At 62.6% G+C, this 26,415-nt stretch carries 22 protein-coding genes; 10 read left to right on the plus strand and 12 right to left on the minus strand.

Going from position 1 to position 26,415, the window contains the following annotated elements; all coding sequences use genetic code 11:
* Nucleotides 1–95: 95 nt before the first annotated feature.
* The 7 genes from BCA01S_RS12955 (at nt 96) to BCA01S_RS12985 (ending at nt 10,409) form a co-directional block, all read left to right on the plus strand.
* Nucleotides 96–929 carry a TetR/AcrR family transcriptional regulator gene (locus BCA01S_RS12955; RefSeq protein ID WP_020070145.1) on the plus strand — a complete coding sequence of 278 codons (834 nt, stop codon included), beginning with the start codon at nt 96–98 and terminating at the stop codon, nt 927–929.
* Between the two features lie 101 nt (nt 930–1,030).
* A complete protein-coding gene (locus BCA01S_RS12960; protein ID WP_027777254.1) occupies nt 1,031–3,529 on the plus strand; it encodes an acyl-CoA dehydrogenase in 2,499 nt (832 codons plus the stop codon).
* Nucleotides 3,530–3,645: 116 nt separating this feature from the next.
* Nucleotides 3,646–5,100 carry a 3-oxoacyl-ACP reductase gene (locus BCA01S_RS12965; RefSeq protein WP_027777255.1) on the plus strand — a complete coding sequence of 485 codons (1,455 nt, stop codon included), beginning with the start codon at nt 3,646–3,648 and terminating at the stop codon, nt 5,098–5,100.
* Between the two features lie 2 nt (nt 5,101–5,102).
* Nucleotides 5,103–6,038, plus strand: a complete 936-nt coding sequence (locus tag BCA01S_RS12970) for a MaoC/PaaZ C-terminal domain-containing protein (protein ID WP_027777256.1) — start codon at nt 5,103–5,105, stop codon at nt 6,036–6,038.
* Between the two features lie 79 nt (nt 6,039–6,117).
* The gene (locus tag BCA01S_RS12975) at nt 6,118–7,419 is read left to right on the plus strand and encodes an acetyl-CoA C-acetyltransferase (RefSeq protein WP_027777257.1); all 1,302 of its coding nucleotides are present in this window, start codon (nt 6,118–6,120) and stop codon (nt 7,417–7,419) included.
* 91 nt (nt 7,420–7,510) lie between these two features.
* A complete protein-coding gene (locus BCA01S_RS12980; protein WP_027777258.1) occupies nt 7,511–9,331 on the plus strand; it encodes an AMP-binding protein in 1,821 nt (606 codons plus the stop codon).
* Between the two features lie 49 nt (nt 9,332–9,380).
* Entirely contained in the window at nt 9,381–10,409 is a 1,029-nt protein-coding gene (locus tag BCA01S_RS12985) for a DUF1571 domain-containing protein (RefSeq protein WP_027777259.1), read from the plus strand.
* Here BCA01S_RS12985 and BCA01S_RS12990 read toward each other — a convergent pair.
* From BCA01S_RS12990 to BCA01S_RS38490, 5 genes are all read right to left on the minus strand, one after another.
* The gene (locus tag BCA01S_RS12990) at nt 10,406–10,816 is read right to left on the minus strand and encodes a hypothetical protein (protein ID WP_027777260.1); all 411 of its coding nucleotides are present in this window, start codon (nt 10,814–10,816) and stop codon (nt 10,406–10,408) included. The two genes, BCA01S_RS12985 and BCA01S_RS12990, sit on opposite strands and share 4 nt — an antisense overlap.
* Before the next feature lie 83 nt (nt 10,817–10,899).
* Nucleotides 10,900–12,477, minus strand: coding sequence for an FAD-binding oxidoreductase (locus BCA01S_RS12995; protein WP_027777261.1), 1,578 nt, complete (start codon nt 12,475–12,477; stop codon nt 10,900–10,902).
* 259 nt (nt 12,478–12,736) lie between these two features.
* Nucleotides 12,737–13,600 (minus strand): anti-sigma factor, encoded by an 864-nt coding sequence (locus tag BCA01S_RS13000; RefSeq protein WP_027777262.1) that lies wholly within the window; start codon nt 13,598–13,600, stop codon nt 12,737–12,739.
* The gene (locus BCA01S_RS13005) at nt 13,597–14,127 is read right to left on the minus strand and encodes a sigma-70 family RNA polymerase sigma factor (protein ID WP_027777263.1); all 531 of its coding nucleotides are present in this window, start codon (nt 14,125–14,127) and stop codon (nt 13,597–13,599) included. Before BCA01S_RS13005 ends, BCA01S_RS13000 begins: the two co-directional genes overlap by 4 nt.
* A 14-nt stretch (nt 14,128–14,141) precedes the next feature.
* Nucleotides 14,142–14,279: a hypothetical protein gene (locus BCA01S_RS38490; RefSeq protein ID WP_169740526.1), complete on the minus strand. Its 138-nt coding sequence runs from the start codon at nt 14,277–14,279 to the stop codon at nt 14,142–14,144.
* A gap of 493 nt (nt 14,280–14,772) precedes the next feature.
* Here BCA01S_RS38490 and hfq point away from each other — a divergent pair, with 493 nt between their 5' ends.
* Nucleotides 14,773–15,240, plus strand: a complete 468-nt coding sequence (gene hfq, locus BCA01S_RS13015) for an RNA chaperone Hfq (RefSeq protein ID WP_027777264.1) — start codon at nt 14,773–14,775, stop codon at nt 15,238–15,240.
* Between the two features lie 29 nt (nt 15,241–15,269).
* Here the strand turns inward: hfq and BCA01S_RS13020 are convergent, their stop codons facing one another.
* Entirely contained in the window at nt 15,270–15,494 is a 225-nt protein-coding gene (locus BCA01S_RS13020; protein WP_027777265.1) for a hypothetical protein, read from the minus strand.
* A 328-nt stretch (nt 15,495–15,822) separates the two neighbouring features.
* On the opposite strand from BCA01S_RS13020, the gene BCA01S_RS13025 reads away from it, so the two are divergent.
* Nucleotides 15,823–16,017, plus strand: coding sequence for a hypothetical protein (locus BCA01S_RS13025; protein WP_027777266.1), 195 nt, complete (start codon nt 15,823–15,825; stop codon nt 16,015–16,017).
* Between the two features lie 157 nt (nt 16,018–16,174).
* Here the strand turns inward: BCA01S_RS13025 and BCA01S_RS13030 are convergent, their stop codons facing one another.
* Complete coding sequence (locus BCA01S_RS13030; protein WP_027777267.1) at nt 16,175–16,903, minus strand: DUF2968 domain-containing protein; 729 nt, start codon at nt 16,901–16,903, stop codon at nt 16,175–16,177.
* A 1,031-nt stretch (nt 16,904–17,934) separates the two neighbouring features.
* Here BCA01S_RS13030 and BCA01S_RS13035 point away from each other — a divergent pair.
* The gene (locus tag BCA01S_RS13035) at nt 17,935–18,420 is read left to right on the plus strand and encodes a DUF2147 domain-containing protein (RefSeq protein ID WP_027777268.1); all 486 of its coding nucleotides are present in this window, start codon (nt 17,935–17,937) and stop codon (nt 18,418–18,420) included.
* Between the two features lie 104 nt (nt 18,421–18,524).
* On the opposite strand, the gene BCA01S_RS13040 is transcribed toward BCA01S_RS13035, so the two are convergent.
* The 5 genes from BCA01S_RS13040 to BCA01S_RS13060 form a co-directional block, all read right to left on the minus strand.
* On the minus strand, nt 18,525–18,995 hold the full coding sequence (locus BCA01S_RS13040) for a transposase (RefSeq protein WP_027777269.1): 471 nt from the start codon (nt 18,993–18,995) through the stop codon (nt 18,525–18,527).
* A gap of 171 nt (nt 18,996–19,166) precedes the next feature.
* A complete protein-coding gene (gene zapE, locus BCA01S_RS13045) occupies nt 19,167–20,264 on the minus strand; it encodes a cell division protein ZapE (protein WP_027777270.1) in 1,098 nt (365 codons plus the stop codon).
* An 89-nt stretch (nt 20,265–20,353) separates the two neighbouring features.
* Nucleotides 20,354–21,784, minus strand: coding sequence for a dihydrolipoyl dehydrogenase (lpdA, locus tag BCA01S_RS13050; RefSeq protein ID WP_027777271.1), 1,431 nt, complete (start codon nt 21,782–21,784; stop codon nt 20,354–20,356).
* 151 nt (nt 21,785–21,935) lie between these two features.
* The gene (gene odhB / locus BCA01S_RS13055; RefSeq protein ID WP_020070125.1) at nt 21,936–23,225 is read right to left on the minus strand and encodes a 2-oxoglutarate dehydrogenase complex dihydrolipoyllysine-residue succinyltransferase; all 1,290 of its coding nucleotides are present in this window, start codon (nt 23,223–23,225) and stop codon (nt 21,936–21,938) included.
* Between the two features lie 143 nt (nt 23,226–23,368).
* The gene (locus BCA01S_RS13060; protein ID WP_020070124.1) at nt 23,369–26,230 is read right to left on the minus strand and encodes a 2-oxoglutarate dehydrogenase E1 component; all 2,862 of its coding nucleotides are present in this window, start codon (nt 26,228–26,230) and stop codon (nt 23,369–23,371) included.
* Nucleotides 26,231–26,415: the final 185 nt, after the last annotated feature.

Consider the following 26,415-nt stretch of genomic DNA (forward strand, 5'->3'; position numbering starts at 1 on the left):
TCGCCCTTCCTTCTTATCCTGAAAAAAACGGCTGTTTCAAATGCCTATTTGAATCGCCTGTTCGTAGAGCGGGCGCCGAGAACTGGGAGACGCAAATGGCAGGTCGCACAACGGGCCGGCACGCCGGCGATACGAAGTCACGCATCCTGGATGCGGCTGAGGCGCTCTTCATCGATTGTGGTTACGAGGCCATGTCGCTGCGCCAGATCACTTCGCGCGCCGAGGTCAATCTTGCAGCGGTCAACTATCACTTCGGCAGCAAGGAGTCGTTGATTCACGCGATGCTGTCGCGCCGTCTCGACCGTCTCAACCAGGAGCGTGTGAAGCTGCTCGAACGCTTCGACCGGATGCTCGGCGAACGTCTGACCTGTGAGCATGTGCTCGGCGCGATGTTCATTCCAGCGCTGCGGCTCTCGCGCGATCCGCGCGTCGGCGGCAAAGCTTTTCTGCGTTTGCTCGGCCGCGCATATACGGACCCCTCTGCTTTCATTCGCGACTTTCTGAGCGCCCACTATGCGTCGGTGGCCGTGCGCTTTTTCGACGCGTTCCAACGCGCGCTGCCGCATCTGCCGCGCGAGGAACTGGGCTGGCGGCTGCACTTCGCCATCGGCGCGCTGTCTGGCGTGCTCGCGGGCGCCGACACGGACAGCCTCATTGCCGAGTTCTCGCAAGGCAAGTCGATGAACGATCTGCAACTGATCGCACGGCTTGCCTCGCTAATGGTCGCCGCGCTGAAAGCGCCGCTGCCCGACGCATCGCAACTGGCGATGTTCGCCGCCGTGCTGGGCGATGCCGACGATACAGGCGCGGACAGCGCTCTCGACGGCAGCACGCATAGCGCAGGCGATGCGCCGAGTGAAGCACACAGCGGCGGCACGATCGAAGCCTGCTCGTTCCAGCAGGCGTTGCACGGCGCGTCGCAAACGTAGCGCAAAGACGCCGGGCCGCTCGCACAACATCGACAACAACGTGAACCGTCCACGCAACGTGGATGCGTTTGCACGCATCATGAAAACAGGGAGGAAACGTCATGCTGTGGTTCATCCTGCTGCTGGTTGCCGGCGCTCTTGCGCTTGTCTACGTAGAGGCGCGCGCATTATCGTGGCTCGCCTTTATGATCGTCTGGGTTGCGGCGGTACGAGTGAGCGGAGCGGCGGGCGTTGCTGCAACCACGCTTTGGGCCATCGTGCTGGTCCTCCCTGCCCTCGTGTTCGCCGTCAAGCCGCTGCGCCGCGCATGGCTCACGAAGCCGGTGCTTGACGTGTTTCGCAAGATCCTGCCGGAGATGTCGCCGACCGAGCGCGACGCGATCGAGGCCGGCACGGTCTGGTGGGACGCCGAACTCTTCTCCGGACGGCCTCATTGGGACAAGCTGCTCGGCTACGGCCCCGCGACATTGACAGTCGAAGAACAGGCGTTCCTCGATAACGAATGCGAGCAGTTGTGCGATCTCGCGAACGACTGGGAAACCACCATGGTATGGCAGGACCTGTCGCCGCAAGCATGGCAGTTCGTCAAGGAGCGTGGCTTTCTCGGCATGATCATTCCGAAGCGGTACGGCGGAAAACAGTTTTCCGCATACGCGCATTCGCAGGTCATCATGAAGCTGGCCACGCGCTGCTCGGCCGCGGCCGTTTCGGTGATGGTGCCGAACTCGCTCGGCCCCGCCGAACTGTTGATGCACTACGGCACCGAAGAGCAGAAAAACCACTATCTGCCGCGTCTCGCGCGCGGCGAGGAAATCCCATGCTTTGCGTTGACGAGCCCTTACGCCGGTTCGGACGCCGCCGCCATTCCCGATGTCGGCATTGTTTGCAAGGGCATGTTCGACGGACGCGAGACGCTCGGCTTTCGCGTCACATGGGATAAGCGTTATATCACGCTCGGGCCGATCGCGACCGTGCTCGGCCTTGCGTTCCGGGCGCTCGATCCCGAGCATCTTCTCGGCGCGACCGACGAACCCGGCATTACCTGCGCATTGATTCCGACCGACCATCCGGGCGTGAACATCGGTCGTCGTCATTGGCCGCTGAACGCCGTGTTTCAGAACGGTCCGAACTCCGGCAAGGACGTCTTCATTCCGCTCGACTGGGTGATCGGCGGACGCGCTCAGGTCGGCAACGGATGGCGGATGCTGATGGAATGCCTCGCGGCGGGCCGCGCGATCTCGCTGCCGTCGTCGAATGTCGGCATGGCGAAGCTCGCGGTGCGCGGCACGGGCGCGTACGCTGCGGTTCGTCGCCAGTTCCGCACGGCTGTGGGCAAATTCGAGGGCGTGCAGGAAGCGCTCGGACGCATGGGCGGCAATCTCTATGTGATGGATGCCGCGCGCCGCCTGTCCGCACATGCGGTCGATCTGGGCGAAAAGCCTTCGGTGATTTCGGCAATCGCCAAGTATCACATCACCGAACGTGCCCGCATGGTGATCAACGACGCGATGGACGTCGCCGCCGGCAAGGGAATCTGCATGGGGCCGTCTAACTTTCTGGCGCGCGCGTATCAGCAGGTGCCCATTGCGATCACCGTGGAAGGCGCGAACATTCTCACGCGCTGCCTGATCATCTTCGGCCAGGGCGCGATTCGCTGCCATCCGTATGTGCTGAAGGAGATGAGCGCGACGCGCGAGGCGGACCCCGCCACAGCGCTGCGCGATTTCGACGACGCCTTCTTCGGCCACGTTGCTTTCACGCTGTCGAACGTGGTACGCAGCTTCGTCTACGGCATCACGGGCGGCGCATTCATTGTGAAGCCGCGCGCCGCGCATGCGCCGCTTCATGCGTATTACCGCGCGGCCACGCGGCTTGCCACCGTTTTCGCGCTGCTTGCCGATGTCTCCATGTTCGTGCTCGGCGGCGACCTGAAGCGCCGCGAACGCATTTCGGCGCGCCTTGGCGACGTGCTCTCGCAGCTCTATCTGATCTCCGCAACGCTCAAGCGTTTCGAGGACGAAGGCCGTCAGGAAGACGATCTGCCGCTCGTGCGCTGGGGCGTCGAAGATTCGCTCTATCGCGCGCAACAGGCGCTCGACGGCGTGCTCGCGAACTATCCGAACCGCTTCGCCGCCGGCCTCGTGCGTACGCTGGCGTTCCCGTTGGGGCTGCCGCATCGCGAACCATCCGACCGCCTGGGCAGCGAGATCGCCGAGTTGATGCAGACGCCGGGCGCCGCGCGCAACCGGCTGGTGTCGGACTCCTACGTGCCGCACCCGGATGTCGACGCGCTCGGCTATGGCGAACTCGTGTTCGAACTGAACCCGCGCTTTACGCAAATCGAGCAGAAGCTGCGCGAAGCGGTGAAGGAGCGGCGCCTCGAGCCAATGCCGCAGAGCGTCGTGCAACTCGCCGCGTGGGCCGACGCCGCGCTGCAACAAGGCCTGATCGACGCCGACGAGCGGCGTGTGCTCGGCGACTACGCGCGCTATGCCGCACAAGTCGTGAAAGTGGACGATTTCCCCGCCGATTTCGACATTCTCGCCAATCTGCAACAACGCAAGGAGACGCTCGAAAAGGTCATGGAAGCGGCGCTGTGATCCTGATGGATGCTTGTGCAAACGCATGAAAAAACCTCGCTGCGCGACACGCCGATGCGCCAAACTCAGTGCACACTGACAGAGGTGCGGCCGTGTCCAGCGGAGCAACGAACAATATGAACGACTCTTACCTGAACTTCGTCAATTCACCGTTCGGTGCGCGCGTTGCGCGTTCTCTGGGCCTTCCGAAGCCCGAGGTGCTGCGCCGCTATCGCGCCGACGAGCCCGAGTTCGGCGGCATGGTCGCGATCGGCGCCGGGCGCGAGCCGCATCTGCTCGATTCGCTGGCGGACCTGGTGGCGAGCATCGGCGTGACGAGCGTCGCCCATGAAAGCGCCGGATTGTGGATGCCCCTCGCACATCGTCACGGTCTGCTGACGGGGCGCTTCGAACCTGCGGAGTCGGGCTCGGCCGCGCGCGTGGGCGCATTGATCTTCGACGCGAGCGGTATCGACGACAGCAGCCAGATGGAACCGCTGCACGCGTTCTTTCACGACACGCTGCGCTCGCTTGGGAAATGCGGGCGTATCGTCGTATTGGGAAGGCCGCCCGAAGCATGCGCGAGTCCGCGTCAATGGACTGCGCAACGCGCGCTGGAAGGACTCACGCGTTCGCTTGGCAAGGAAGCGCGGCGCGGCATCACGGCGAATCTGGTCTATGTCGGCGAAGGCGCCGAGCATGGAATGGAAGCCACGTTGCGCTTCTTTCTGTCACCGCGTTCGGCATATGTGTCGGGCCAAGTGGTGCGAATCGCCGCAAATGGTCTGCATGGCGTTGTGAATCGCATTGCCGTAACCGATGCCGGCGGTAAGGACGCCGCATCGCCGTTCGACTGGAACCAGCCGCTCGCGAACCGGCGCGCGGTTGTGACAGGCGCCGCACGCGGCATTGGCGCGGCAATTGCAAGCGTGCTCGCGGCGCAAGGCGCGCATGTGATCGGCATCGACATTCCGTCCGCACGCGACGCGCTCGAAGCCACCATGCGCCAGTCGAACGGCACCGCCCTCGCCTTCGACATTGCCGCGCCCGAAGCGCCGGCGCAGATCGCCGCCGCGCTCGACGATCACGGCGTGGATATCGTCGTGCACAACGCCGGCATCACGAAAGACAAAACCATCGCGAAGATGACAGGCGGCGCGTGGCAAAGCGTGATCGACATCAACCTGTGCGCGCAGGAGCGCATCGACGACGCGCTGCTCGCGGCGGGCATTTTGCGCGACGGCGGGCGGATCGTCGGCGTGTCGTCGATCAGCGGGATCGCGGGCAATCCCGGCCAGACCAATTACGCGACGTCGAAAGCCGGCGTGATTGGCCGCGTGCAAAGCATGGCGCCGCTGTTGCGCCCGCGCGGCATCACGATCAACGCAGTCGCGCCGGGTTTCATCGAAACGCAGATGACCGCGAAGATGCCGCTGACCCTTCGCGAGGCGGGCCGCCGGATGAATTCGCTCGGCCAGGGCGGCCTGCCGGTCGACGTCGCCCAGACCATCGCGTGGCTCGCGCATCCAGGATCGGCCGGCATCAGCGGCCAGGTCGTGCGCGTGTGCGGACAAAGCCTGATCGGAGCATAAGCATGGATGAACCCGGGGATCCGTTTGGCGGGAATCATGCATCGCAACTCGCGCCGCACAGCGCGGTGCGGCCGAGAACTGTCGTCGTCGAAACCTTGCCGACGCCGGCGAAGCTCTATGCGCGCGCTTTGTCGGGCATCGTCAAACGCGCACGCCCCACGCAGTTGCCCGCATTGCGCCTCGTGCGCCCCACTGTCGCGCTCGATCCGGGGCCCGCGTGGCGTTACGCACGCGTGTGCGGCTTCATCCCGGAGCATGGCGTGCCTCTCACGTATCCGCATCTGCTCGCGTTCCCCTTGCATCTGCTGATGCTGACCGACCCGGCGTTCCCGTGGCCCGCGGTCGGCCTGCTGCATCTGGCCAATCATGTGCGTCTGCGCCGGCCGCTCGCGTACAAGGACCTCCTGCGCGTGGAGGTCGAATTCGGCGCGCTGCTGCGCCACGACAAGGGCCAGGCGTTTTTGCTGCATACCCGCATTTACCGGCGCGGCGAAGCGGTGTGGGATGGCGACAGCGTTTATCTGAAGCGCGGCGTGCCGGCGAGCGGCGTGCAACTCGATCCGCTTCAGGTCGATACGGCAGCGCTGCAGCGCATCGCGCGCTGGCAGCTTGCCTCGCAACTCGGCCGCGATTACGCGAGCGTGTCGGGCGACTACAACCCGATCCATCTGAGCGCGCTCTCTGCAAAAGCATTCGGTTTTCCACGCGCGATTGCACACGGCATGTGGACGCTCGCGCGCGCGGCATCGTCCTTGCAGCCGCCCAAGCCGCTGGCCGAAGCGACGCTCAGTGCCGAATTCAAGCTGCCGATGCTGCTGCCCGGCGAAGCGTCGTTGTGGAGCGCGTCGTCTTCGCTGATCGAACGCGATATCGAGGTGCGCGACATCGCCGGAGAAAAGCCGCATTTGCGCGGCCGCATGCAATGGAGATTGCAATGAGGCGCGCGCCGTTTGCCCGATAGCGGCGCCCGCACTCGTCCCCCGACCATAAAACATACGCAACCAGAAGGAGCCAGGCATGTCCCACCCGCTGCCACCCGTGCGCCGCGTCGCGATAATCGGCGGTAACCGGATTCCGTTCGCACGCTCGAACACCGCGTATGCGAGCGCGTCGAATCAGGACATGCTGACCTTCACGCTGCAAGGACTGATCGACCGCTTTGGCTTGCACGGCGAACGTCTCGGCGAAGTTGCGGCTGGCGCCGTCATCAAGCATTCGCGCGACTTCAATCTGACGCGCGAATCCGTGCTGTCCACCACACTCTCGAAGGAAACGCCCGCGTACGATGTTCAACAGGCCTGCGGTACTGGGCTCGAAGCCGCCATACTCGTCGCCAACAAGATCGCGTTGGGACAGATCGAAGTGGGTATCGCGGGCGGTGTCGATACGACATCGGATGCTCCCATCGGCGTCAACGAAAAGATGCGCAAGATTCTGCTCGAAGCGAATCGCGGCAGGAGTACGGGCGAGCGAGTGGGCGCGCTCGCGAAACTGCGGCCAGCCATGTTTTTCAAGCCGCTCCTGCCGCGCAACGGCGAGCCGCGCACCGGCCTTTCGATGGGCGAGCACTGCGAACTGATGGCCAAGCGCTGGAACATCTCGCGCGAAGCGCAGGACGTGCTGGCTTACGAGAGTCACCGCAAGCTGGCCGAAGCTTACGCGCGCGGTTTCGTCAACGATCTGATGACGCCGTATCGCGGCCTCGCGCGCGACAACAATCTGCGCTCGGACCTCACGCTCGACAAGCTCGCCGCGCTTTCGCCCGCCTTCGATCGCGACGCGGGCACGCTGACCGCGGGCAATTCGACGCCGCTCACCGACGGCGCCTCCGCGGTACTGCTTGCAAGCGAGGAATGGGCCGCTCGCCACGGGTTGCCGGTGCTCGCCTATCTGAGGTGGTCGGAAACCGCGGCAGTCGACTTCTTCGACAAGAAAGAAGGCCTTTTGATGGCGCCCGCCTACGCGGTGCCGCGCATGCTCGCGCGAGCCGGACTGACGTTGCAGGACTTCGATTTCTACGAGATCCACGAAGCGTTCGCGGCGCAGGTGCTGTGCACGCTCGCGGCGTGGCAGGATGACGAATACTGCCGCACGCAGCTCGGCCTCGACGCGCCGCTCGGTTCGATCGACAGCGCGAAGCTCAACGTGAACGGCGGCTCGCTCGCAACCGGGCATCCGTTCGCGGCGACGGGCGGGCGCATCGTTGCGGGTCTGGCGAAAATGCTCGCTCAACTCGACAAGCCGGCGGACACGGCGCGCGGACTGATTTCGATCTGCGCGGCGGGCGGCCAGGGCGTGGTGGCGATAATCGAGCGCTGAGATTCGCAGTGGCCGTAGCAAATGCAGCAACATGCTGGACCGCTTCAACCAGCACACAAACCATTGAAGCCAAGGCTTCAGGAGACGACCGATGACCCAGCCCACTCAAGCCTCGCTCTCGCCCGCCGCTGCGAATCAGGCAACCGGGGCCGCTCATGCAGACGCGGCGGCAACGCAAGACGCAACGGGGCGGCCTAGCCAGGCCCCCAACACGGACGGCATCTGGTACGCGTCGTATCCCGCCGACGTGCCGCATGAGATCGACGTCGGCAAATACGAGTCTGTCGTGCACTTCTTCGACGAATGCATTGCGCAATTCCGTGAGCGCGTTGCGTACGTCAGCGTCGGCGCGAGCATGACCTATGGCGTACTCGGCCGCAAGGCGACGGCCTTCGCCGCGTATCTGCAAAGCATCGGCGTGAAGCCGGGCGAGCGCGTCGCGATCATGCTGCCCAATACGTTTCAATACCCGGTGTCGCTGTTCGGTGTACTGAAAGCCGGCGCGGTGGTGGTCAACGTCAATCCGCTCTACACCGTGCGCGAACTCGCGCATCAGTTGAAGGACAGCGGCGCGCAGACCATCATCGTTTTCGAGAACTTTGCGAAGACGGTGCAAGACGCGCTGCCGGGCACCAAGGTGCAGAACGTGATCGTGACAGGACTCGGCGACCTGCTCGCCGACGGCCTGAATCTGAAGGGACGAGTGCTCAATTTCATGCTGCGGCACGTGAAGAAGATGGTGCCCGCGTACAGTCTGCCGAACGCCGTTCCGTTGCTGAAGGCGCTTGCGATTGGTTATACGCGGCCGCTCACGCCTGTTCGGCCGATGCATCACGACATCGCGTTTCTTCAGTACACCGGCGGAACGACCGGCGTCGCGAAGGGCGCGATGCTCACGCACCGGAATATCCTCGCCAATCTGCTGCAGGCAAAGGCGTGGGCCGAAGGTCAATTGAGCGGAGAAGTGGAAACGGTACTCACGCCGCTGCCGCTCTATCACATCTATTCGCTGACGGTGAACGCGCTGATTTTCATGGGTCTCGGCGGACGCAACATTCTGATCGCGAATCCGCGCGACATGAAGCGCGTAATGATGATCATCCGTCACGAGAAATTCACCGGCATGACGGCGGTCAACACGCTCTATAACGCGTTTCTCGAGAACGAGGAATTCTGCAAGCGCGATTTCTCCGACCTGAAACTGGCAATGGCGGGCGGCATGGCAACGCAGCGCTCAGTAGCCGAGCGCTTCAAGGCAGTCACGGGCAAGCCGATTATCGAAGGCTACGGCTTGACCGAATGCTCGCCCATCGTGTCGATGAATCCCGTCGACATCTCGAACCTGCGCGACTTCGAAGGCTCGATCGGTCTGCCCGCGCCCTCTACGCAAGTCCGCTTCAGGAAAGACGACGGCAGTTGGGCCAACATCGGCGAAGCGGGCGAATTGTGCGTGAAGGGGCCGCAGGTCATGAAAGGCTACTGGAACCGGCCGGAAGAAACGGCGAAGGTGATCGACGACGAAGGTTGGCTTGCGACCGGCGACATCGGCGTGATGGATTCGCGCGGCTTCATCCGCCTGATCGACCGGAAGAAAGACATGATTCTGGTCTCGGGCTTTAACGTCTATCCGAACGAGATCGAAGATGTCATCGCGGCGCACCCGGACGTGCGCGAGGTGGCTGCAATCGGTGTGCCCGACGACGCCCAGGGCGAACGCGTGAAGGTGTTCATCGTGAAGCGCAATCCGTCGCTGACCGCCGAGCAGGTGATCGCACATTGCCGCAAGAATCTGACGGGCTACAAGGTGCCGAAGGTGGTCGAGTTTCGCGATGATCTGCCGCAAACCAACGTCGGCAAGATTCTGCGCCGTGCGCTACGCGACGAGGAACTCGCGAAGCAAAAGACTGCCTGAGAGGCAAGGCTCTTGCATGATGTCTTGCGCCACCCTTTCGGAGAGTTCGATGACGCACCGCCTGTTCGCACGTCTGCGCATTGCCCGTTTCGTGCGGCCCGACGCTCACGTTATCGCCGGCGGCACCGCGCCGGCGCTCGCGGCGTCTCACAGTGCATCGCACCGGTCCGGTTTCCGCTGGCTGCTGCTGGGCGCGTTGATGACCGGCGCAGCGAGCACCGCGACAGTGCCCGCGTTCGCGCAAAACGACGACAAACCGCCGCCCCTCGAAGCCGCGAGCGCTGTCAAGGCGCCTTCCACGCCCGCGTCGCAGGTCGGCAGGCTGACGCTGGATCAGCAGGTCAAATGGCTGCGCGCCGCGCAACAAAGCGGCGCGCTCCAAGCGCTCGGCGACGCGCAACTTGTCGCGCTCTTCAAGTCGCTCGATCCGCTCGCGCTGCCGCGCTATATCAAGGAAGGGCCGAACGGCTACGCGTCGTATGAAATGACGATGTCGCGTTCGGAACGCATTCGCGGCCAGTGGCCCGACAAGCCCGACCATATGCTCGTGCGGGTCGCGCACGACCCGCTTCGCATCTACGCGAAGTGGCTGCCCGACGGTTCGCACGCCGGCCAGGAAATCCTCTACGACGAGTCGAAACGCGCGGACGAAATGTACGGACATCTGGGCGGCATCATGAACGTGATGCCGTTATGGACGTCGCTAAACGGCGCCCTCGCCCGCTCGCAATCGAATCACGACGTGCGCGATCTCGGGACCGAATACATTGCAGAGCAATACCTCGCCGAGGGCAAAAAATTTACCGAAGCCGGCTTGCCCCGCTCGACGCAGATCGAAGTGAAGACGATCGACGGTGTGCGCGTCGTCGCGTTCACGTTCGAGACACCGACCGGCCAGCCGCAGTTCTACGCAAAGAGGGAAACACTTGGGCTCGATTTGCGGCATCCGTATTTCCGCACTGTCGAGTCTTACGACAACGACGGCCGCATCTTCGAAAAGATCGTGTTCGAAACGATCACGCCAAAAACTTTCGACGATTCCACTTTCGATCCCAAGAACAAGGCATATAAGTTCTAGCGCGGCGCAAAGACAAAGCTGACGTGGGCGGAGTGCGTGCCTTGCCCGTCGCTGCGTTCGTGGCCGTGCTCGATGCGATGCGTTGCACTCGTGGCGAGTTCTTTGAGCACGAAATAGTCCGATGCTCGCGTCACGCCGATTAGCCACGGCGTCGGCTGCTCGTTAGTCGACGCCCGAAGCATCGGTGCAAGCGCCGTGTGCCATAACAAGCCGATGTCGTCGCCGGTTTCGAATACCGGCAACTTCATCGCCGCCGCGTAGCGGGCAAACGCAGCGCTGAACGTGAGCGTGGAATCGGCGATCGCCAACGTGTCGCGACGCGCGGCGGCATGCGTGAGCCATGGCCACGCAGAAGCTGCCGTGCTGGAAAGCCATGCGCTCGTCATCATGAAGGTGCGCCGGTCCATGTGCTGGTCCGCCTCCTGGTTTGCTCAGCGAGCGCAATGCTCGCCGGACAGTTGCGCCGTGCCCGCCAGACGTCGGCTGACGCTCATGTATAGCCGCGCCGATCGCGCCACGCCGCAGGCCATATGCCCTGCTTGCCCGGCGCGAGAACGCCGTTCGGGTCGAGCGCGTCCTTGATCGTTTCCGACAGCCGCAGCAATGCGCCGTCGTTGAAGTTGTACTGAGCGGCCGCGAAATCCATATACGCGAGGTGCGTGCGATATTGGCCATAACCGGCCGCACGCGCATCGCTCATCAACGAGCGTAGTAAGGCGCCCGCCTGCTCGACCTGGTTCTTATCGTCGCGATCGAAAATCGCCGCGAAGATGTGATGCAGATGACGCACGCCCGCTGTAAAGCCGCCGTAGTAGTCGAAACCATACTCGGCCGCGCGGGCCTTCACCATCGAGTATTGGCGCAGCGCGTCGCGTCCGGTCGCGGGACACACCGGCGCAAAGTCCACGTGCGCGCCCGCGCCGCCGCGCCAGTCGAGCATGCGAAACGCGCTCATTGCGGGAATGCCGGCGAGATTACGGTCACCGCCGGCAGTGGGCTGCGCATCGCCCGCATAACGCTTCGCCAGGAACCGCGCGTGAGGCACACGCGCGAACGCGCGCTGCACGATTGCGTAGTGTGCGTCGACGACCTCGGGCGTGCCATACAGCGCAAAATGCAGATTCCAGCGGCCGACATCAAGTTTGTCGAGCATCGCGGCGACCGCGCTTTCGGGCATTGCGCCAGGCCCGTCGTACCATTGCGCGCGCGCCGACAATCCTGCTGCGCGCCGCAAGCCGCCCTCGATCACCGCGTGATTGCGAATGGTTTCATCGAGCCGCAACGGCCGCAATATGTCGACGATGGTCTCCACATCCGCCTCTTCGCGGAACTGGATTTCGCCGAGCAGATACGCGGGCGGCGCGGGCATCAGCCAGACGCCGAGCTTGGTCACGATGCCGTAATTCGACTGCATGAACATAGCGTCGAACGAAGGTCCGTAACCGGGCTGGTAAAGCTGCCATGCGGTGCTGGTATCGATTGCGCCCATGCCGGTTCGCAACACGTCGCCGTTTGCCAGCACCACCTCCATTCCGCATTGCGTCGCTGCATGATCGCCGTACGGCGTGTAGCCGAAGCCTCGTTCGAGCGTGTTGCCGACCACGCTGCCCCAGCCGGCAGCCGGCGGATCGACCCACAGCCTGTAGCCCTTATCGCGCAGGTGCGCATGAAGATCGAAGTAGCTCACGCCCGGCTCGACGAGCGCATAGGCGAGTGTCTCGTTCACTTCGACGATGCGGTTCATCCGCTGCAGATCGAGCACGACCGAACCGGTAAGACGCGGCGCCGCGCCGCCGTATGCAAAATTGCGCCCGGTAGAGACGGTCCACAACGGAATGCGATATTGATTCGCCACGCGCAGCACCGCGCGAATTTCATCGACAGATGCGGGCAAGAGCGCAGCGCTCGCCGCGAACGCTTCGCGCTCGCCCGGCGCGAAGGGATCGAGATAGGCGGAGAGTCCGGCCGCCGAATCGACGACATGCGGCTCGCCGACAATCGAGCGCCAGGCGGCGAGCGCCCGGTCGAACTGCGCGGCGGAAACTCCCGGCGGGAAGTGGCGGATCAAGGGTTCTCCTTCAGCGGGGGAAGGCTTGCGTGGTGTGGTCGGGTATTTCAGTATCCGCGTACCTGGGGCGCCTGGGGCGCCTGGGGCGTTTTCGGCAGCCGGGGCATTTGTGGCGCTCGGGGCATGCGCTCAGTCGCGCCGTCGCGCCCGATGCGTTAGCGTGGCGCGCCTCACATGTACCCTCGGGGCGCGCGGCGCGATAGTTCCCAATCGGGATGCCGGACGCGACGCGCACAGCAACAGCCGCTCTATTGTCACGCTACTGCCACGCTTCTGGCTTGCCACCGAGCGCACTACAGACGTCGACGGCAATCGAGCGTAACTTGCCTTCCGCGATCGGCCCTGACAACGCATAACCCATGCCGTCGCTGATCCAATAGAAGGTGCGCCGGTTGCCGTCGCGTAGCAGGCGGAACGCGGTCTCGTCGCGCGCAGTGCCGGTCACATACAGCGTGAGTCGCGCGCCGGCGCGGTTCTCGTACATGAATTGCGCGGCCGGCCCTGCTTCGCCGGGCAACAGACGGCCGCCTACGAGCGAATAGCCGTATTCCTGCAGCGACGGCACAGAAAGCGACCGGTTCAGACGCTTGGAAAGCCAGCTGATCAGATGCTCTTCTTCGCTCGCCGCGACTTCCACCGGATGACGCCGCTCAGGCGTATAAACCGCATACGCAACGTCGGCGCGTTCGGCGAAGCTCGGCGCCTGCGCACCGAGACCGTTCCATGCGCCGCCAGTCAGACGCGGCGCGAGCGGCCCCAACGCCAGCGTGAGGCCGGCGCCCGCCGCGAGCCAGCACGCGGCGATCCCCGCACGCCGCCACCAGGGCGTGCGCGGACGCAGGACGATGACGGTGGGCTCGTCGGCATCGTCGGCTCTGCGCGCGGTCTCTGCAGCCTGGCTACCCGGCACGCGACGCGCGTCGTCCTGCGGCGCGCCGCACAATGCCTGCAGCGCTGCTTTTTGCGCCCGCCATGCGGCGACGCGCGCAGCGGCTTGCGGATGCCCGGTGAGCAGCGTTGCGATGCGTTCGCGTTCCGCATCCGACATTTCACCGTCGACAAACGCCGATAGCGCTTGCAGGTCTACCCCGTCGGGCAAGCTGGAATCGTGGTCGTCATTCATCGCGGGTTTCTCACTACTTTCAGCGGCGGCGGCTTACGCGCCGGCCCCTGAGCGGGTCCTTCCAGCAACCCGCGCAGATGTTCGCGTGCGCGCGACAGTCGCGACATCACCGTGCCGACCGGCACGCCGAGCGCCTTCGACGTCTCCTGATAACTGAGCTCTTCGACGCAGACGAGCAACAGCACCTCGCGCTGCTCGATCGGCAGACAATACAGCGCGCGCTGCAGATCGCGCAGCACGAGACCGTCGACCTCGCGCTGCGGCGCTTCGAGGTTGCGCCAGGGCGCGCTTTCTTCATCGACGGCAATCTCGCGGCGGCCGCGCAACTGATCGATATAAAGATGTCGCAGAATGGTGAGCAGCCACGCACGCAGATTACTGTTTGGCCGGAACGCCGCCCAGCGCGCAAGCGCGCGCTCCGCCGTGTCCTGAACCAGGTCGTCGGCCCATGCGCGGTCCCCCGTCAGCGCGCGCGCATAGCGGCGCAACTGCGGGAGCCACGAGATCACTTCTGCTTCAAAGCTCACGCGACGTGTGGCTCTCAGTAGCCGCCGCCGCTACTATTGCCGCCGCTGGAGCTTGACGCGCTGTTGTCGGCGGTAGAGGTGCAGGCGCTGGTCGCGAGCGACGCCACTGCGAGTGTAAATATCATCGCGACGATGCTGAGAGTTGCTTTCATACGAGTCTCCTTTGTCGACCGGACTTGGCGCTTTAGCGCCTAGTCCGGTCCCATGCAAAGCGGTCGACCGGAGTTAGCGCTTTAGTGCTTTAGCGCTTACTTCGGTTTCCCATGTGAAGCGGTCGACCGGAGTTAGCGCTTCAGCGTTTACTTCGGTCCCATTTGAGGCTGTCTCGACCAGCGTTAGCGCTTCGGTTCCTGCTCCTCAGTGCTTAACCCTGTCCTTGACTAAACGCGTTGGACCCGGAATTTATTCCACCGACGCGCTCACAGTGCCGGCATTTTCCGCCATCGATGGGAGCAAACGCGGGCCGTGGCCGAAGAAGCCGGCCAATGGTCGGCGGATTTCGTAACTCAACGTTACAGCCAATAGTTATCAGGTGCTTATGTCAGCGCAAGCCGTTATAGTGGACCCAGTTCGCCCGTCGACGCGTTCTGCCCCCACACAGGGTAGAATCGCGGCGAACAACCGTATTTCTAACCTGAATTGTCCATGGCTTCCGCAGAATCGCATCCGCAAAACGACTTCATGAACGCTGCGCGCAAAGAACGAAAGCGCGTTGAGATTTACCTTGTCAATGGCATCCGCCTGACAGGGTGCATCGAGTCGTTCGATCAGTATCTGGTGATGCTGCGCACGCCCGTCGGCTTGCAAGGCATCTACAAGCGCGCCATCTCGACGATCCAGCTCGATACCGGAACCCGTCCGGCTCCGCGCGCGGGCCGTCCGTCGCATGGCGAGCACACTACGCGCGGCCCGCACGGCTCGCGGGAGCCGCGCGAGCATCGGGAACCGCGTGAACCGCGCGACTCGTACGGCGCGCCGTCATCCGACCGCCCTGCGCCAGAGCGCGGCAGCGCGTCAGACGCGCCCGTAGTGGTAACGCGCCGCCGGCGCCTGTTCGGCACGGGCGGCGACGGCGGCAACCACGGCAATCATGGCGGCGGCGGTCACGCGTAAGCGTCGAGCGGCCCTCGGTGCGGCGACGGTCACTTCGCGAGAGGACCGATTCGCTGCAGAATTTTCTCCACCTTCGCCACCTGCTGGTCCGTGAGTTCGAACTTGCATTTGACCGCCAACACGCGACGCCGCCAGTAGCCGGCGTCCAACATTCGTTGCGCCGGCTGCTTCGTTGCCCAATCCAGATGTTCCAGCTCTGCCTCCACCACGTGTGAAGCGTTGAAACGCTTGGCGCGCACGGGTTTCTTGTCCATGGTGTTTGCTGCCTTGTCGTTCGCCGATCGTGTTTGCGCTCCTCCCGAGCTGCGCATTGCAGGTTTGGCGCAGGCGGTCTGATGGGCCGGTCCACGCGACCGGTCATTGTTCTATTTTTCCGCACTGCATCCCTGCGACACTCGGAAAACGAGCGGACAGGCTCACGTTTGAAGTTTTTATTTATTCAGATTGGCGCGCACCCGCCGCATGTCGATCCTCGCGTGCTTCGACGAGTGCGCAAGCACGTCCTATGCCGTTCGGCCGATGTCGCCGATGCTCCCTTTGCGTTATGCTCAACCTTCCACTTCGTTCATAGGGGAGCCTGTCATGACGAGCAAGAAGCACACTGCGTTGCCCGCCGCCGGAAAGCAGGCGGAACCGGCGATAGACTCGACGGATAGTCGCCTCGACGAGGCGTTGGAAGAGAGCTTTCCCGCGAGCGACCCGATCGCCGTCCACGAGCACGAGCCGCGTCGCGCATCGGAAAACGAGCAGCCGGTGACAGAAAAGAAGCGGCGCTAGCGCGCGCGGCAAGAAGGAAAAGCGCATGCTACGAAGACCAGCGCAGTCCGTGCGAATGGGATTGCCGGCGCGTCGCAGTACGTCGTTTGAGCGGGCCGGGCTGCGGTAAAGCACCGCTGCGCCCGGCCTTGGGATGAGCCGTTCGACCCAGTCCCGGTTAGTGCGCGGGCAAGCCGCTTTCGAGCTGGCGCTGCAAGTCGCGCACCTGGCGCTGGGCGACGCGCAGTTGCTCTTGCGCGGCCGTCTTTTGCTGGGCAAGTGCCGCCGCTTCCGCGCGCGTTTGCTGCTGCTCGTTCGTAACGATCATCTGCTGCTGGCGGGCAACGTCGAGGTCCGCTTGCAGACGGTTGGCGCGGCCCTGTGACAACGCGATCATGCGTTCGGTGAACGCCTTCTGCGCTTCGAGTTGCGTGCGGCGAATCTCTACGTTCGACAATTGCACAGTCTGGCGCACAAAATCGCGATAGATCATTTCGGCGCGCGCCGCGTCTTGCGTCTTGATCACACGCCAAAAGTTCTTCTGCTGGAAAAGCGCCACGTAATAGGTCATCTCCTTGCCGTGGAATAGCAAGCTCGTTCCATAGCTGGCGTTGTACGTGGTGCGCAACTCGCTGAGCTCCGAGCCCTTGATCAACTGCTGCACTTCCGCGACGTTCCCCGCGGCGGATTGCTTGGCCTCGTCCGGCGTGAGCGCGGATGTCTGCACTTGCGGCTGTGCCGGCAGAACAGCGGACGCCGGTGCGGTGGCGGCGCCCGGTTCGGCAACCAACCCGGGCGTTGCGTTGTTATCGGCCTCCGGCTGAGCCTGTGCGTACGCGCCTTGTGCTACCCCCAACGCCATGATCGCGGCGACGGCGATCTGTCGTAGTGTCAACTTTTGGTCCATGTAATTCCTGCTTCGATAGTTTTTGTTTTAGATCCTCATCATCTCATTATTACTCACTTTCGCGAACTTCGGGCTTTTCGTCAAAAATTTGTACCGACGGAGTTCCTGAGTTGGCATTCCGGCGGAGGCTGTCTTGTAAGTTGGCGCAGATGCGGGCTTGCGCGGTCCCAGCCGCTGCAACCGATCGGAGGTTGCGATCGCTGCGTCAGGAGCGGAGGTCGCGCGCGGTGCATGCGCGCGCTCAACGTGGACTTCCTCATCATGTCGCGCAGTTCGGCGCCGATCCAGTCGAGCGTTTGGTCCAGTAAGCGCCCTGCTCCTGGAACTGACGGCCGTCCCGCTTTTGGTGGTGGGCGACTTGGTCAGTTCCAGCGGTTCTAGAGCTCGTGAACACGTTGACGAGCCGGTTCACGACATCGCCATGCAGCTTTGGAACTCGTAATTCATAAGGAGCCCGCATTAACGCCATCAACAGGGAGCATCGGACCATTCGGGCCCGAGCCGATGTTGCAGATCAACACTGCGTTCACACAGGCTTCACGTGCCTGCGCACAGTGTCACGCCGTCTGTTTCGTTCGATATGACGCACGTTTATCTGCATGCGGGCTCTCACCCGCCGTTGAGGGCTCGTCGATCACCTTAGCCCTCCGACCGACGACACGAAGCACTACAGCCTGGGACCTGTAGGTGCTACAAGCGTCCGGCGAAACACCCGCCGAAAGCACGACGCTCAGGCCGCGTATCAAAGCCATGCTCTGGTATCAGTTCAAAGCAGCCGCAACGTGCCGCAGTCTGATTAGAGGTTCCACTATCAAACGGTACCCGCACTTTGCCGCACACTTAACGTATTCTGCGCTGACGACATGAAGCGGCCGAACGAAAACCGCGGCCCCCGCTCGCGCCGCAGGCGTCAGCAGAACCCGGAAGCATCACGCGAGATCACGAGTCTAACGTCTCGTGATACGGCTTCACGCGATTCCAAAAACGCTGCGCGACCACGATCGCGCCGTCTTTTAACAAGGAGGAAGACAATGATGCAGTTCACTCAACGCGCTCACGCGGTCGCGCTTCGCACAGCGAAACATGCAGCGTTTGCCGGTGTGCTTCTCGCCAGCGCCGTCACGGCGATGGCGCAAACGGACACTCCGGTAGGCACCTGGCAGACCATCGACGATCACACCGGCCAGCCGAAGGCACTCGTGCAGATCTCCCAGGACGGCAATGGCACGCTGAGCGGCAAGGTAGTCAAGGGTCTCGGTCCGAACGACCAGCCAGATCGCCGCTGCACCGCATGCACCGACGCGCGCAAAGACCAGCCTATTCTCGGCATGACCATCATTAGCGACATGAAAAAGGACGGTGAAGCCTGGGATCACGGGCAGATTCTCGACCCCGAAAACGGCAAGCTATACAAGTGCAAAATGCATCTGGAGGAAGGCGGCAACAAGCTCGTAGTGCGCGGATACATCGGCATGTCGTTACTTGGCCGATCGCAAACGTGGGTTCGTCAGCAATAGTGAATTCGCGGGGGCCACGCTGATCAATCCAAAAGACAAAGACAAGCGGCCGACGATATTATCGTGCGGCCGTTTGTCTTGATGATGTCGCGTGATTGAACTCGTCATGCAGCGTGTTTGAAGGGCGACGCGAAAGCAAACGGAGAAGACGGTAAGGGCTTGGCTGGTGCCGGTTTGTGCGACGTGTGCGACGCGGGCACCGTGGGCGCTGCCGGCACCGGCGCCTTTTCTACTGCGACGCTTTTCTGTTCCGCGCTCAGGTGCGTGCGCATGCGCGCCTCCATCATTGCGCAAAGTTCTTCACTCGCTGTGCCGAACAACTGCTCCATGACGCGCTTTAATACGCCTGATTCGTACCAGGCCTTGAAGCGGCGATGACAGGTTTGATAAGACGGGTATTTGCGCGGCATGGCAGACCAGGTAGCGCCGCTATACATTACCCACAACACGCCGTTCAGAACAGACCGCGTATTGGCAAGCGGGCGTCCGCGTAGTTCCGAGCGCGGGCGCAGTTCAGGCAGCAACGGCGCAATGCGTTGCCACTCTTCGTCGTTCATGTCGCGGTAGGGGTTCATGGTTTCTCCTTTGTCAGATACTCGACAAAGATAGCCAGTCGCCCAAACACGGAACATCAGAGCAATCCGAATCCTGAAAATACGCCTTTCGACCTAGCCCGCTAGGCTGAGGCGGTGTGAGCTATCGCAAAAGGAGCGTCCGCTGGCTTCCAGAAACAGCCCGGGCACCGCTCAGGTCAGCGACGTATCGACGATCCGGCGCGGCGCATCGAGATACTCTTTGCTCTGCATTTCGACGATCCGGGACACCGTGCGGGTGAATTCGTTAGCCATGGGGCCATCGACGTAAAGTTCCTCGGGCGGCACCGCAGCCGACATCAGCAGCTTCACCTTGTGGTCGTAGAACACGTCGATCAGCCACGTGAAGCGGCGCGCCTCCGAGGCCATGCGCGCCGACATCTGCGGCACCGCTGACAAGATCACCGCGTGGAAACGGCTCGCCAGTTCAAGGTAGTCGTTCTGCGAACGGGGACCGCCGCACAACGTCGCAAAATCGAACCAGACAACGCCGTCTGCCTTGCGCAGCGCCTTCAACTCGCGCTTTTCGATATGCAGGATCGGGCTTTCGTCTGGAACCGCGGCGAGGCGCGCGAACGCGTCGCGCAGCGCCTTGTCGGCGGCCGCGCCGAGCGGCGTGTGATACACCTCCACCTGAGCAAGAGTGCGTTGCCGGTAGTCGATGCCCGCATCGACATTGACCACGTCCAGCTTCTCCTTGATAAGCTCGATGGCCGGCAGCATGCGGTCGCGGTGCAGGCCGTCAGGGTACAACGTGTCGGGATCGTAGTTGGACGTCATCACGAACTGCACGCCGTTTTCGAACAGCTTGTCGAGCAGGCGGTACAGGATCATCGCATCGGCAATGTCCGACACGTGGAATTCATCGAAACAGATCAGCCGATAGCGCTTCGCAACGCGTCGTGCGAGTTCGTCAAGCGGATCGGCCTGGCCTTTCAGTTCTTCCAGTTCGCGATGCACTTCGCGCATGAATTCGTGGAAATGCAGCCGTGTTTTGCGCTGCACCGGCACGATCATGTAGAAGCTGTCCATCAGGAAGCTTTTGCCGCGCCCTACGCCGCCCCACATGTACACGCCACGCGGCGGGTCCGGGCGGTTGATGAGCTTCTTCAACGCATTCGAGCGGCGCGACTTGTACTCGACCCACTCTTCGTAGCACCGCTGCAGACGGTCGACCGCCGCGCGTTGCGCCGGGTCGGATTGGTAGCCCCGCGTCTGCAGTTCTTTTTCGTAGTATTCGGTGACGTTCATCGTGTTGCTGCGAAAAGAAAGGCGGGAGGGAGTGAACCCGCCCGCCTTTGTGGTGATGCCAGAGTACGTTCAGTCAGGCGTGCGCGCGATTACATGTTCAGTGCGCGCTTGTCCACGGCGAGTGCCGCTTCGCGCATGACTTCCGACAGCGACGGGTGCGGATGGCAAATGCGGCCGATATCTTCCGACGCCGCCTTGAATTCCATCGCCACCACGGCTTCCGCGATCAGGTCCGATGCGTTCGCCGAGATGATATGCACGCCGAGCAGTTCGTCGGTCTTCGCGTCGGCGATCATCTTGACGAAACCGTCCGCCTTGTTGATGCCCAGCGCGCGGCCGTTCGCCATGAACGGGAACTGGCCCGTCTTGACTTCGCGGCCTTCCGCCTTCAGTTGCTGTTCCGTCTTGCCGACCCACGCAATTTCCGGCTCCGTATAGATCACCCACGGAATGCAGTTGTAGTCGATATGCGGCTTCTGACCGTCGATGATCTCAGCGACCAGCACGCCTTCGTCTTCGGCCTTGTGCGCGAGCATCGGTCCACGGACCACGTCGCCGATCGCATAGACGTTCGGCACGGCCGTCGCGCAATGATCGTCGACGTCGATAAAGCCGCGTTCGTTGGCCTTCAGGCCAATCGCTTCGAGACCGAGGTTGTCGGTGTTCGGCACGCGACCGATCGACACGATCAGGCGGTCGGCTTCGAGCTTCTGCGCGTTGCCGTCCTTGTCCGTGTAATTGATCGTGACGCTGTTCTCCGTGGTCGACACTTCGCCGACCTTCACGCCGACGTGAATGTCGAGACCCTGCTTCTTGAACTGCTTGGCCGCTTCTTTTGAGAGCGCCTGGTCAGCCGCGCCGAGGAATTCCGGCAGCGCTTCGAGCACGGTCACTTCCGCGCCCAGACGGCGCCACACCGAGCCCAGTTCGAGGCCGATCACGCCTGCGCCGATCACGGCGAGCTTCTTCGGTGCCGTGTCGAAAGCGAGAGCGCCTTCGTTGTCGGCGACAATCTTGTTGTCGACCGGAATGTTCGGCAGATGGCGTGCCTTGGAACCCGTGGCGATAATCACGTTTTTCGCCGTGACTACTTCCGTTTCGCCTTCCCCGCTCACCTCGATCTGCACGCCGGCGTCCGTCTTGCCGGTGAACTTGCCGTGACCCTTGAGCCACGTGATCTTGTTCTTGCGGAACAGGAATTCGATGCCCTTCGTCATCTTTTCGACGATGCCGTCTTTGCGGGCCATCATCTTCGAGATGTCGACCTTCACGTTTTCCACCGAGATGCCGTGGTCAGCGAGGTGATGCGATGCGTTTTCAAATTCTTCCGACGACGCGAGCAGCGCCTTCGACGGAATGCAACCCACGTTCAGGCACGTGCCGCCGAGCTTCAGCGTGCCGGCCGGGTTCTTCCATTTTTCGATACATGCGACGGTCTTGCCGAGCTGCGCTGCGCGGATGGCGGCGATGTAACCGCCAGGGCCTGCGCCGATCACGACGACGTCAAATTCTTTGGACATGACAATCCTTTTGATGGCGGAACGGCGCGCGGCCACACTTTGTGGCGCGGGTCGTTCCTGTACTGCGGAATGCGAAAGACGTGGTGCTTGCCTGATGCTTTATATGGCGCCGGCTCGCGCGATCGCAAGCCGGCACCGGTAGAAGCGGCGCTTACAGATCGAGCAGCAGGCGCGCCGGGTCTTCCAGCGCATCCTTCATGGCGACGAGCGACAGTACGGCTTCACGGCCGTCGATGATCCGGTGGTCGTAGGAGAGCGCCAGGTAGTTCATCGGGCGGATCACGATCTGGCCGTTCTCGACCACGGCGCGTTCCTTCGTTGCGTGCACGCCGAGAATCGCGGACTGCGGCGGGTTGATGATCGGCGTCGATAGCATCGAACCGAACACACCGCCGTTCGAGATCGAGAATGTACCGCCCGTCATTTCCTCGATCGACAGCTTGCCGTCTTTCGCCTTCTGGCCGAATTCGGCGATCTTCTTCTCGATTTCGGCGAGGCTCAGCTGATCTGCATTGCGCAGGATCGGCACCACCAGACCGCGCGGCGAACCGACAGCGATACCGATGTCGAAATAGCCGTGATAAACGATGTCGTTACCGTCGATCGACGCGTTCACCAGCGGGAACTTCTTCAGCGCGTGAACAGCCGCCTTCACGAAGAACGACATGAAGCCGAGCTTCACGCCATGTTCCTTTTCGAACTTGTCCTTGTACTTGTTGCGCAAGTCCATCACCGGCGCCATGTTCACTTCGTTGAACGTGGTCAGAATGGCGTTGGTTTGCTGCGACTCGAGCAGACGCTCGGCGATACGCGCGCGCAGACGCGACATAGGCACGCGTTGCTCCGGGCGGTCCTTCAGCCACTGGTCGGCCGATGCCGGGCCCTTGACGTCCGGCAGCGACGGCCTGGCGGCCTTCGGTGCGGCAGCCGGTGCAGGCGCGGCGGGCTTCGCAGCCGGAGCGGCCTGGCCTGCCGTCAGCACGTCGCCCTTGGTGATGCGGCCGTCGCGGCCCGTGCCGGCGACGTCGCCCGACGACAAGCCCTTCTCCGCCATCAGCTTGCCGGCAGCCGGCGAAGCAGCGGTGTTCGCACCCGTTGCGGATGCGGCTTGAGCAGCCGGCGCCGGTGCAGCGGCCGGGGCGGGCGTGGCGGCCGGAGCCGGTTTCACTTCGGCTTCGACAGCGGCGGCGCCTGCCTTGCCTTCCGTGTCGATCTTGGCGATGACCTGATCGGCCGTGACGGTGTCGCCGTCGTTCGCGATGACTTGCGCGAGCACGCCGGCCGACGGTGCCGGCACTTCGAGCACGACCTTGTCGGTCTCGATTTCGATGAGAATTTCGTCCTGGGCAACAGCCTCGCCGGGCTTCTTCTTCCACTGCAGCATCGTGGCTTCCGAGACCGACTCGGACAGCTGGGGAACCTTGACTTCAACAATAGCCATTATGAATATCCTGAATACGTATCGGGTGACGGCGCGGTGAACGACGACCGCCTGCGAACCATGTCTGCCGCGCCTGGACCTTTGTTGGTCTCCGAACGCGGCACGGGAAAGCGCACTGCGCTTTCCCGGTTCGTCTGTTCTCTTTATTTAGCGATCGACGCGCTCTTGAGGCGGCCGAAAGCGCCTTCGACCAGCGCTTTCTGCTGCTCGTAGTGCTTCGCGTAGTAACCGACTGCCGGCGAAGCCGAAGCCGGACGGCCGCTGTATGCCAGCTTCTGTCCTTCCTTCATGCCTTCCTTCAGATGGTGCTCGATGTAGAACCACGGTCCCTGATTCTGCGGCTCGTCCTGCACCCAGACCACTTCCGTCGCGTTGTCGTACTTCTTGATCTCTGCTTCGAACTGCTTGTGGGCGAACGGATAGAGCTGTTCGATACGCACGATTGCAACGTCGTTCGCCTTTGCTTCACGGCGATGCGCGACGAGGTCGTAGTACACGCGGCCCGAACACACCAGCACGCGCTTGACCTTCTTCGCGTCGATGGTTTCCTCGACTTCGCCGATCACCGGCTGGAACGAACCCTTCGCCAGTTCCGACAGATCGGAGACGGCCTCCTTATGACGCAGCAGCGACTTCGGCGTAGCGACGATCAGCGGCTTGCGGAACAGCCGGATCATCTGACGGCGCAACAGGTGGAAAATCTGCGCCGGCGTGGTCGGCTGGACCACTTGCATGTTGTGGTCTGCGCACAGTTGCAGGAAACGTTCGATACGCGCCGACGAGTGCTCCGGACCCTGTCCTTCATAGCCGTGCGGCAGCAGCATGGTCAGGCCCGAGACGCGGCCCCACTTTACTTCGCCCGACGAAATGAACTGGTCGATCACGACTTGTGCGCCGTTCACGAAGTCGCCGAACTGCGCTTCCCATGCGACGAACGTATTCGGCTCAGCCGTGGAGTAACCGTATTCGAAGCCGAGCACCGCTTCTTCCGACAGTACCGAGTCGATCACCGTGAACTTCGCCTGACCTTCGGCGATGTTCTGCAGCGGCACGTAAGTGCCGTCGTTCCAGCGCTCGCGGTTCTGATCGTGCAGCACCGCGTGACGGTGCGTGAACGTGCCGCGGCCCGAGTCCTGGCCGGTCAGGCGCACGGCATAGCCGGACGCGACCAGCGACGCGAACGCGAGGTGCTCGCCCATGCCCCAGTCGAGCTTCGCTTCGCCACGGCCCATTGCGCGACGGTCGTTCAGAACGCGCTCGACGAGCGGGTGAACCTTGAAGTTTTCCGGGACGGTGGTGATGCGCTCAGCGAGGCGCTTCAGTTCCGCGAGCGGCACAGCCGTGTCGGCCGCGTCGGTCCATTTGCGGTTCAGGAACGGCACCCAGTCCACCGCGTACTTGCTCTTGTAGTTCGAGAGCACCGGGTCGACCGTGTGATGACCTTCGTCCATCGCCTTGCGGTAGGCCTTGACGAATTCCTCGCCTTCTTCGGCCGTGATCACGCCTTGTTGCACCAGCTTTTCCGCGTACAGCGCGCGCGTGCCCGGATGCTTCGCGATGGTCTTGTACATCAGCGGCTGCGTGACAGCCGGCGTGTCCTGCTCGTTGTGACCCAGCTTACGGAAGCAGACGATGTCGACCACGACGTCCTTGTGGAACTGCATCCGGAAGTCGATAGCCAGTTGCGTGGCGAGAACGACTGCTTCAGGATCGTCGCCGTTCACGTGCAGCACCGGCGCCTCGATCATCTTGACGACGTCCGAGCAGTACAACGTGGAGCGCGAGTCGCGCGGGTCCGACGTCGTGAAACCGATCTGGTTGTTGATGACGATGTGCAACGTGCCGTGCGTGCCGTAACCGCGCGTTTGCGCGAGGTTCAGCGTTTCCATCACGACGCCCTGACCGGCAAAAGCCGCGTCGCCGTGGATCTGCACCGGCAGCACTTGCAGGCCGCTGTCGTCGCCGCGACGGTCCATACGCGCCTTCGCCGAACCTTCTACCACCGGGTTGACGATTTCGAGGTGCGACGGATTGAACGCGAGCGACAGGTGAACCGGGCCGCCTTCGGTCGAGACGTCCGACGAGAAACCCTTGTGGTACTTCACGTCGCCGGCCGGCAGGTCGTCGACGTGCTTGCCTTCGAATTCGGCGAACAGGTCAGCCGGCATCTTGCCGAGCGTATTGACCAGCACGTTCAGACGGCCACGGTGAGCCATGCCGATGACGATTTCCTGCACGCCGCGTGCGCCGCCGTGACGCACGACTTCGTCCATCGACGCGATGAAGCTTTCGCCGCCTTCCAGCGAGAAGCGTTTCTGGCCGACGTACTTGGTATGCAGGAAGCGCTCGAGGCCTTCAGCAGCCGTCAGGCGATTCAGGATGTGCTTTTTCTTCTCGTTCGAGAAATTCGGCGTGGAGCGGATCGACTCCAGCTTTTCCTTCCACCAGCGCTTCTGTTCCGGATCGCTGATGTACATGTACTCGGCGCCGATCGTGCCGCAGTATGTGTCGCGCAATGCCTTGACGATCTCACGCAGCGAAGCACGCTCGAATCCGAAATACAGATTCGTGGCGCTGAATTCCTCGTCCATGTCGGCTTCGGTGAAGTCGTAGAACGCGGGTTCGAGTTCGGGGATTGCGGGACGTTCGCGGCGCTTCAGGGGATCGAGATTGGCCCATTGCGAGCCGAGGAAGCGATATGCGCCGATGAGGGACTGCACATAGACTTGCTTTCGCGCGGTAGCGAGGTCTTCGCCGCCGGTTGCCGTGCGCGGGATGAAGGCGTTGGCCTTGGCCCGTTGCGCAAACGATTCGACGATCGGGCCATGGGCCACGTCGTTGGCATTGGTGCCATCCGATGCAGGAACGTTCTGCAACGCGTCGAAATAGCTGCGCCAGTTCTCGGGCACTGACGCCGGGTTGTCGAGATATGCTTCGTACATTTCTTCTACGTACGGAGCATTGCCGCCGAACAGATAAGAGTTCGACTGGAATTGCTTCATCATTTTTACGCTCACCTTTCTTCGAGTTTCTCGAGAAATAGCGGGTTACAGAACCTTCCGCGACACGGCCTGACCGTTTAGCGGATTGCGCGAATCAAGTCTTGCTTGGAAGGACCTAAAACTGGCACCCGGTGAGCATATCACATAACGGATATCGCAGATAGCAGACGGATTGCCGCTCGGGCCTT

Origin of the sequence: Paraburkholderia caledonica NBRC 102488, from assembly GCF_000685095.1 — a bacterium.
Lineage (GTDB): Bacteria > Pseudomonadota > Gammaproteobacteria > Burkholderiales > Burkholderiaceae > Paraburkholderia > Paraburkholderia caledonica.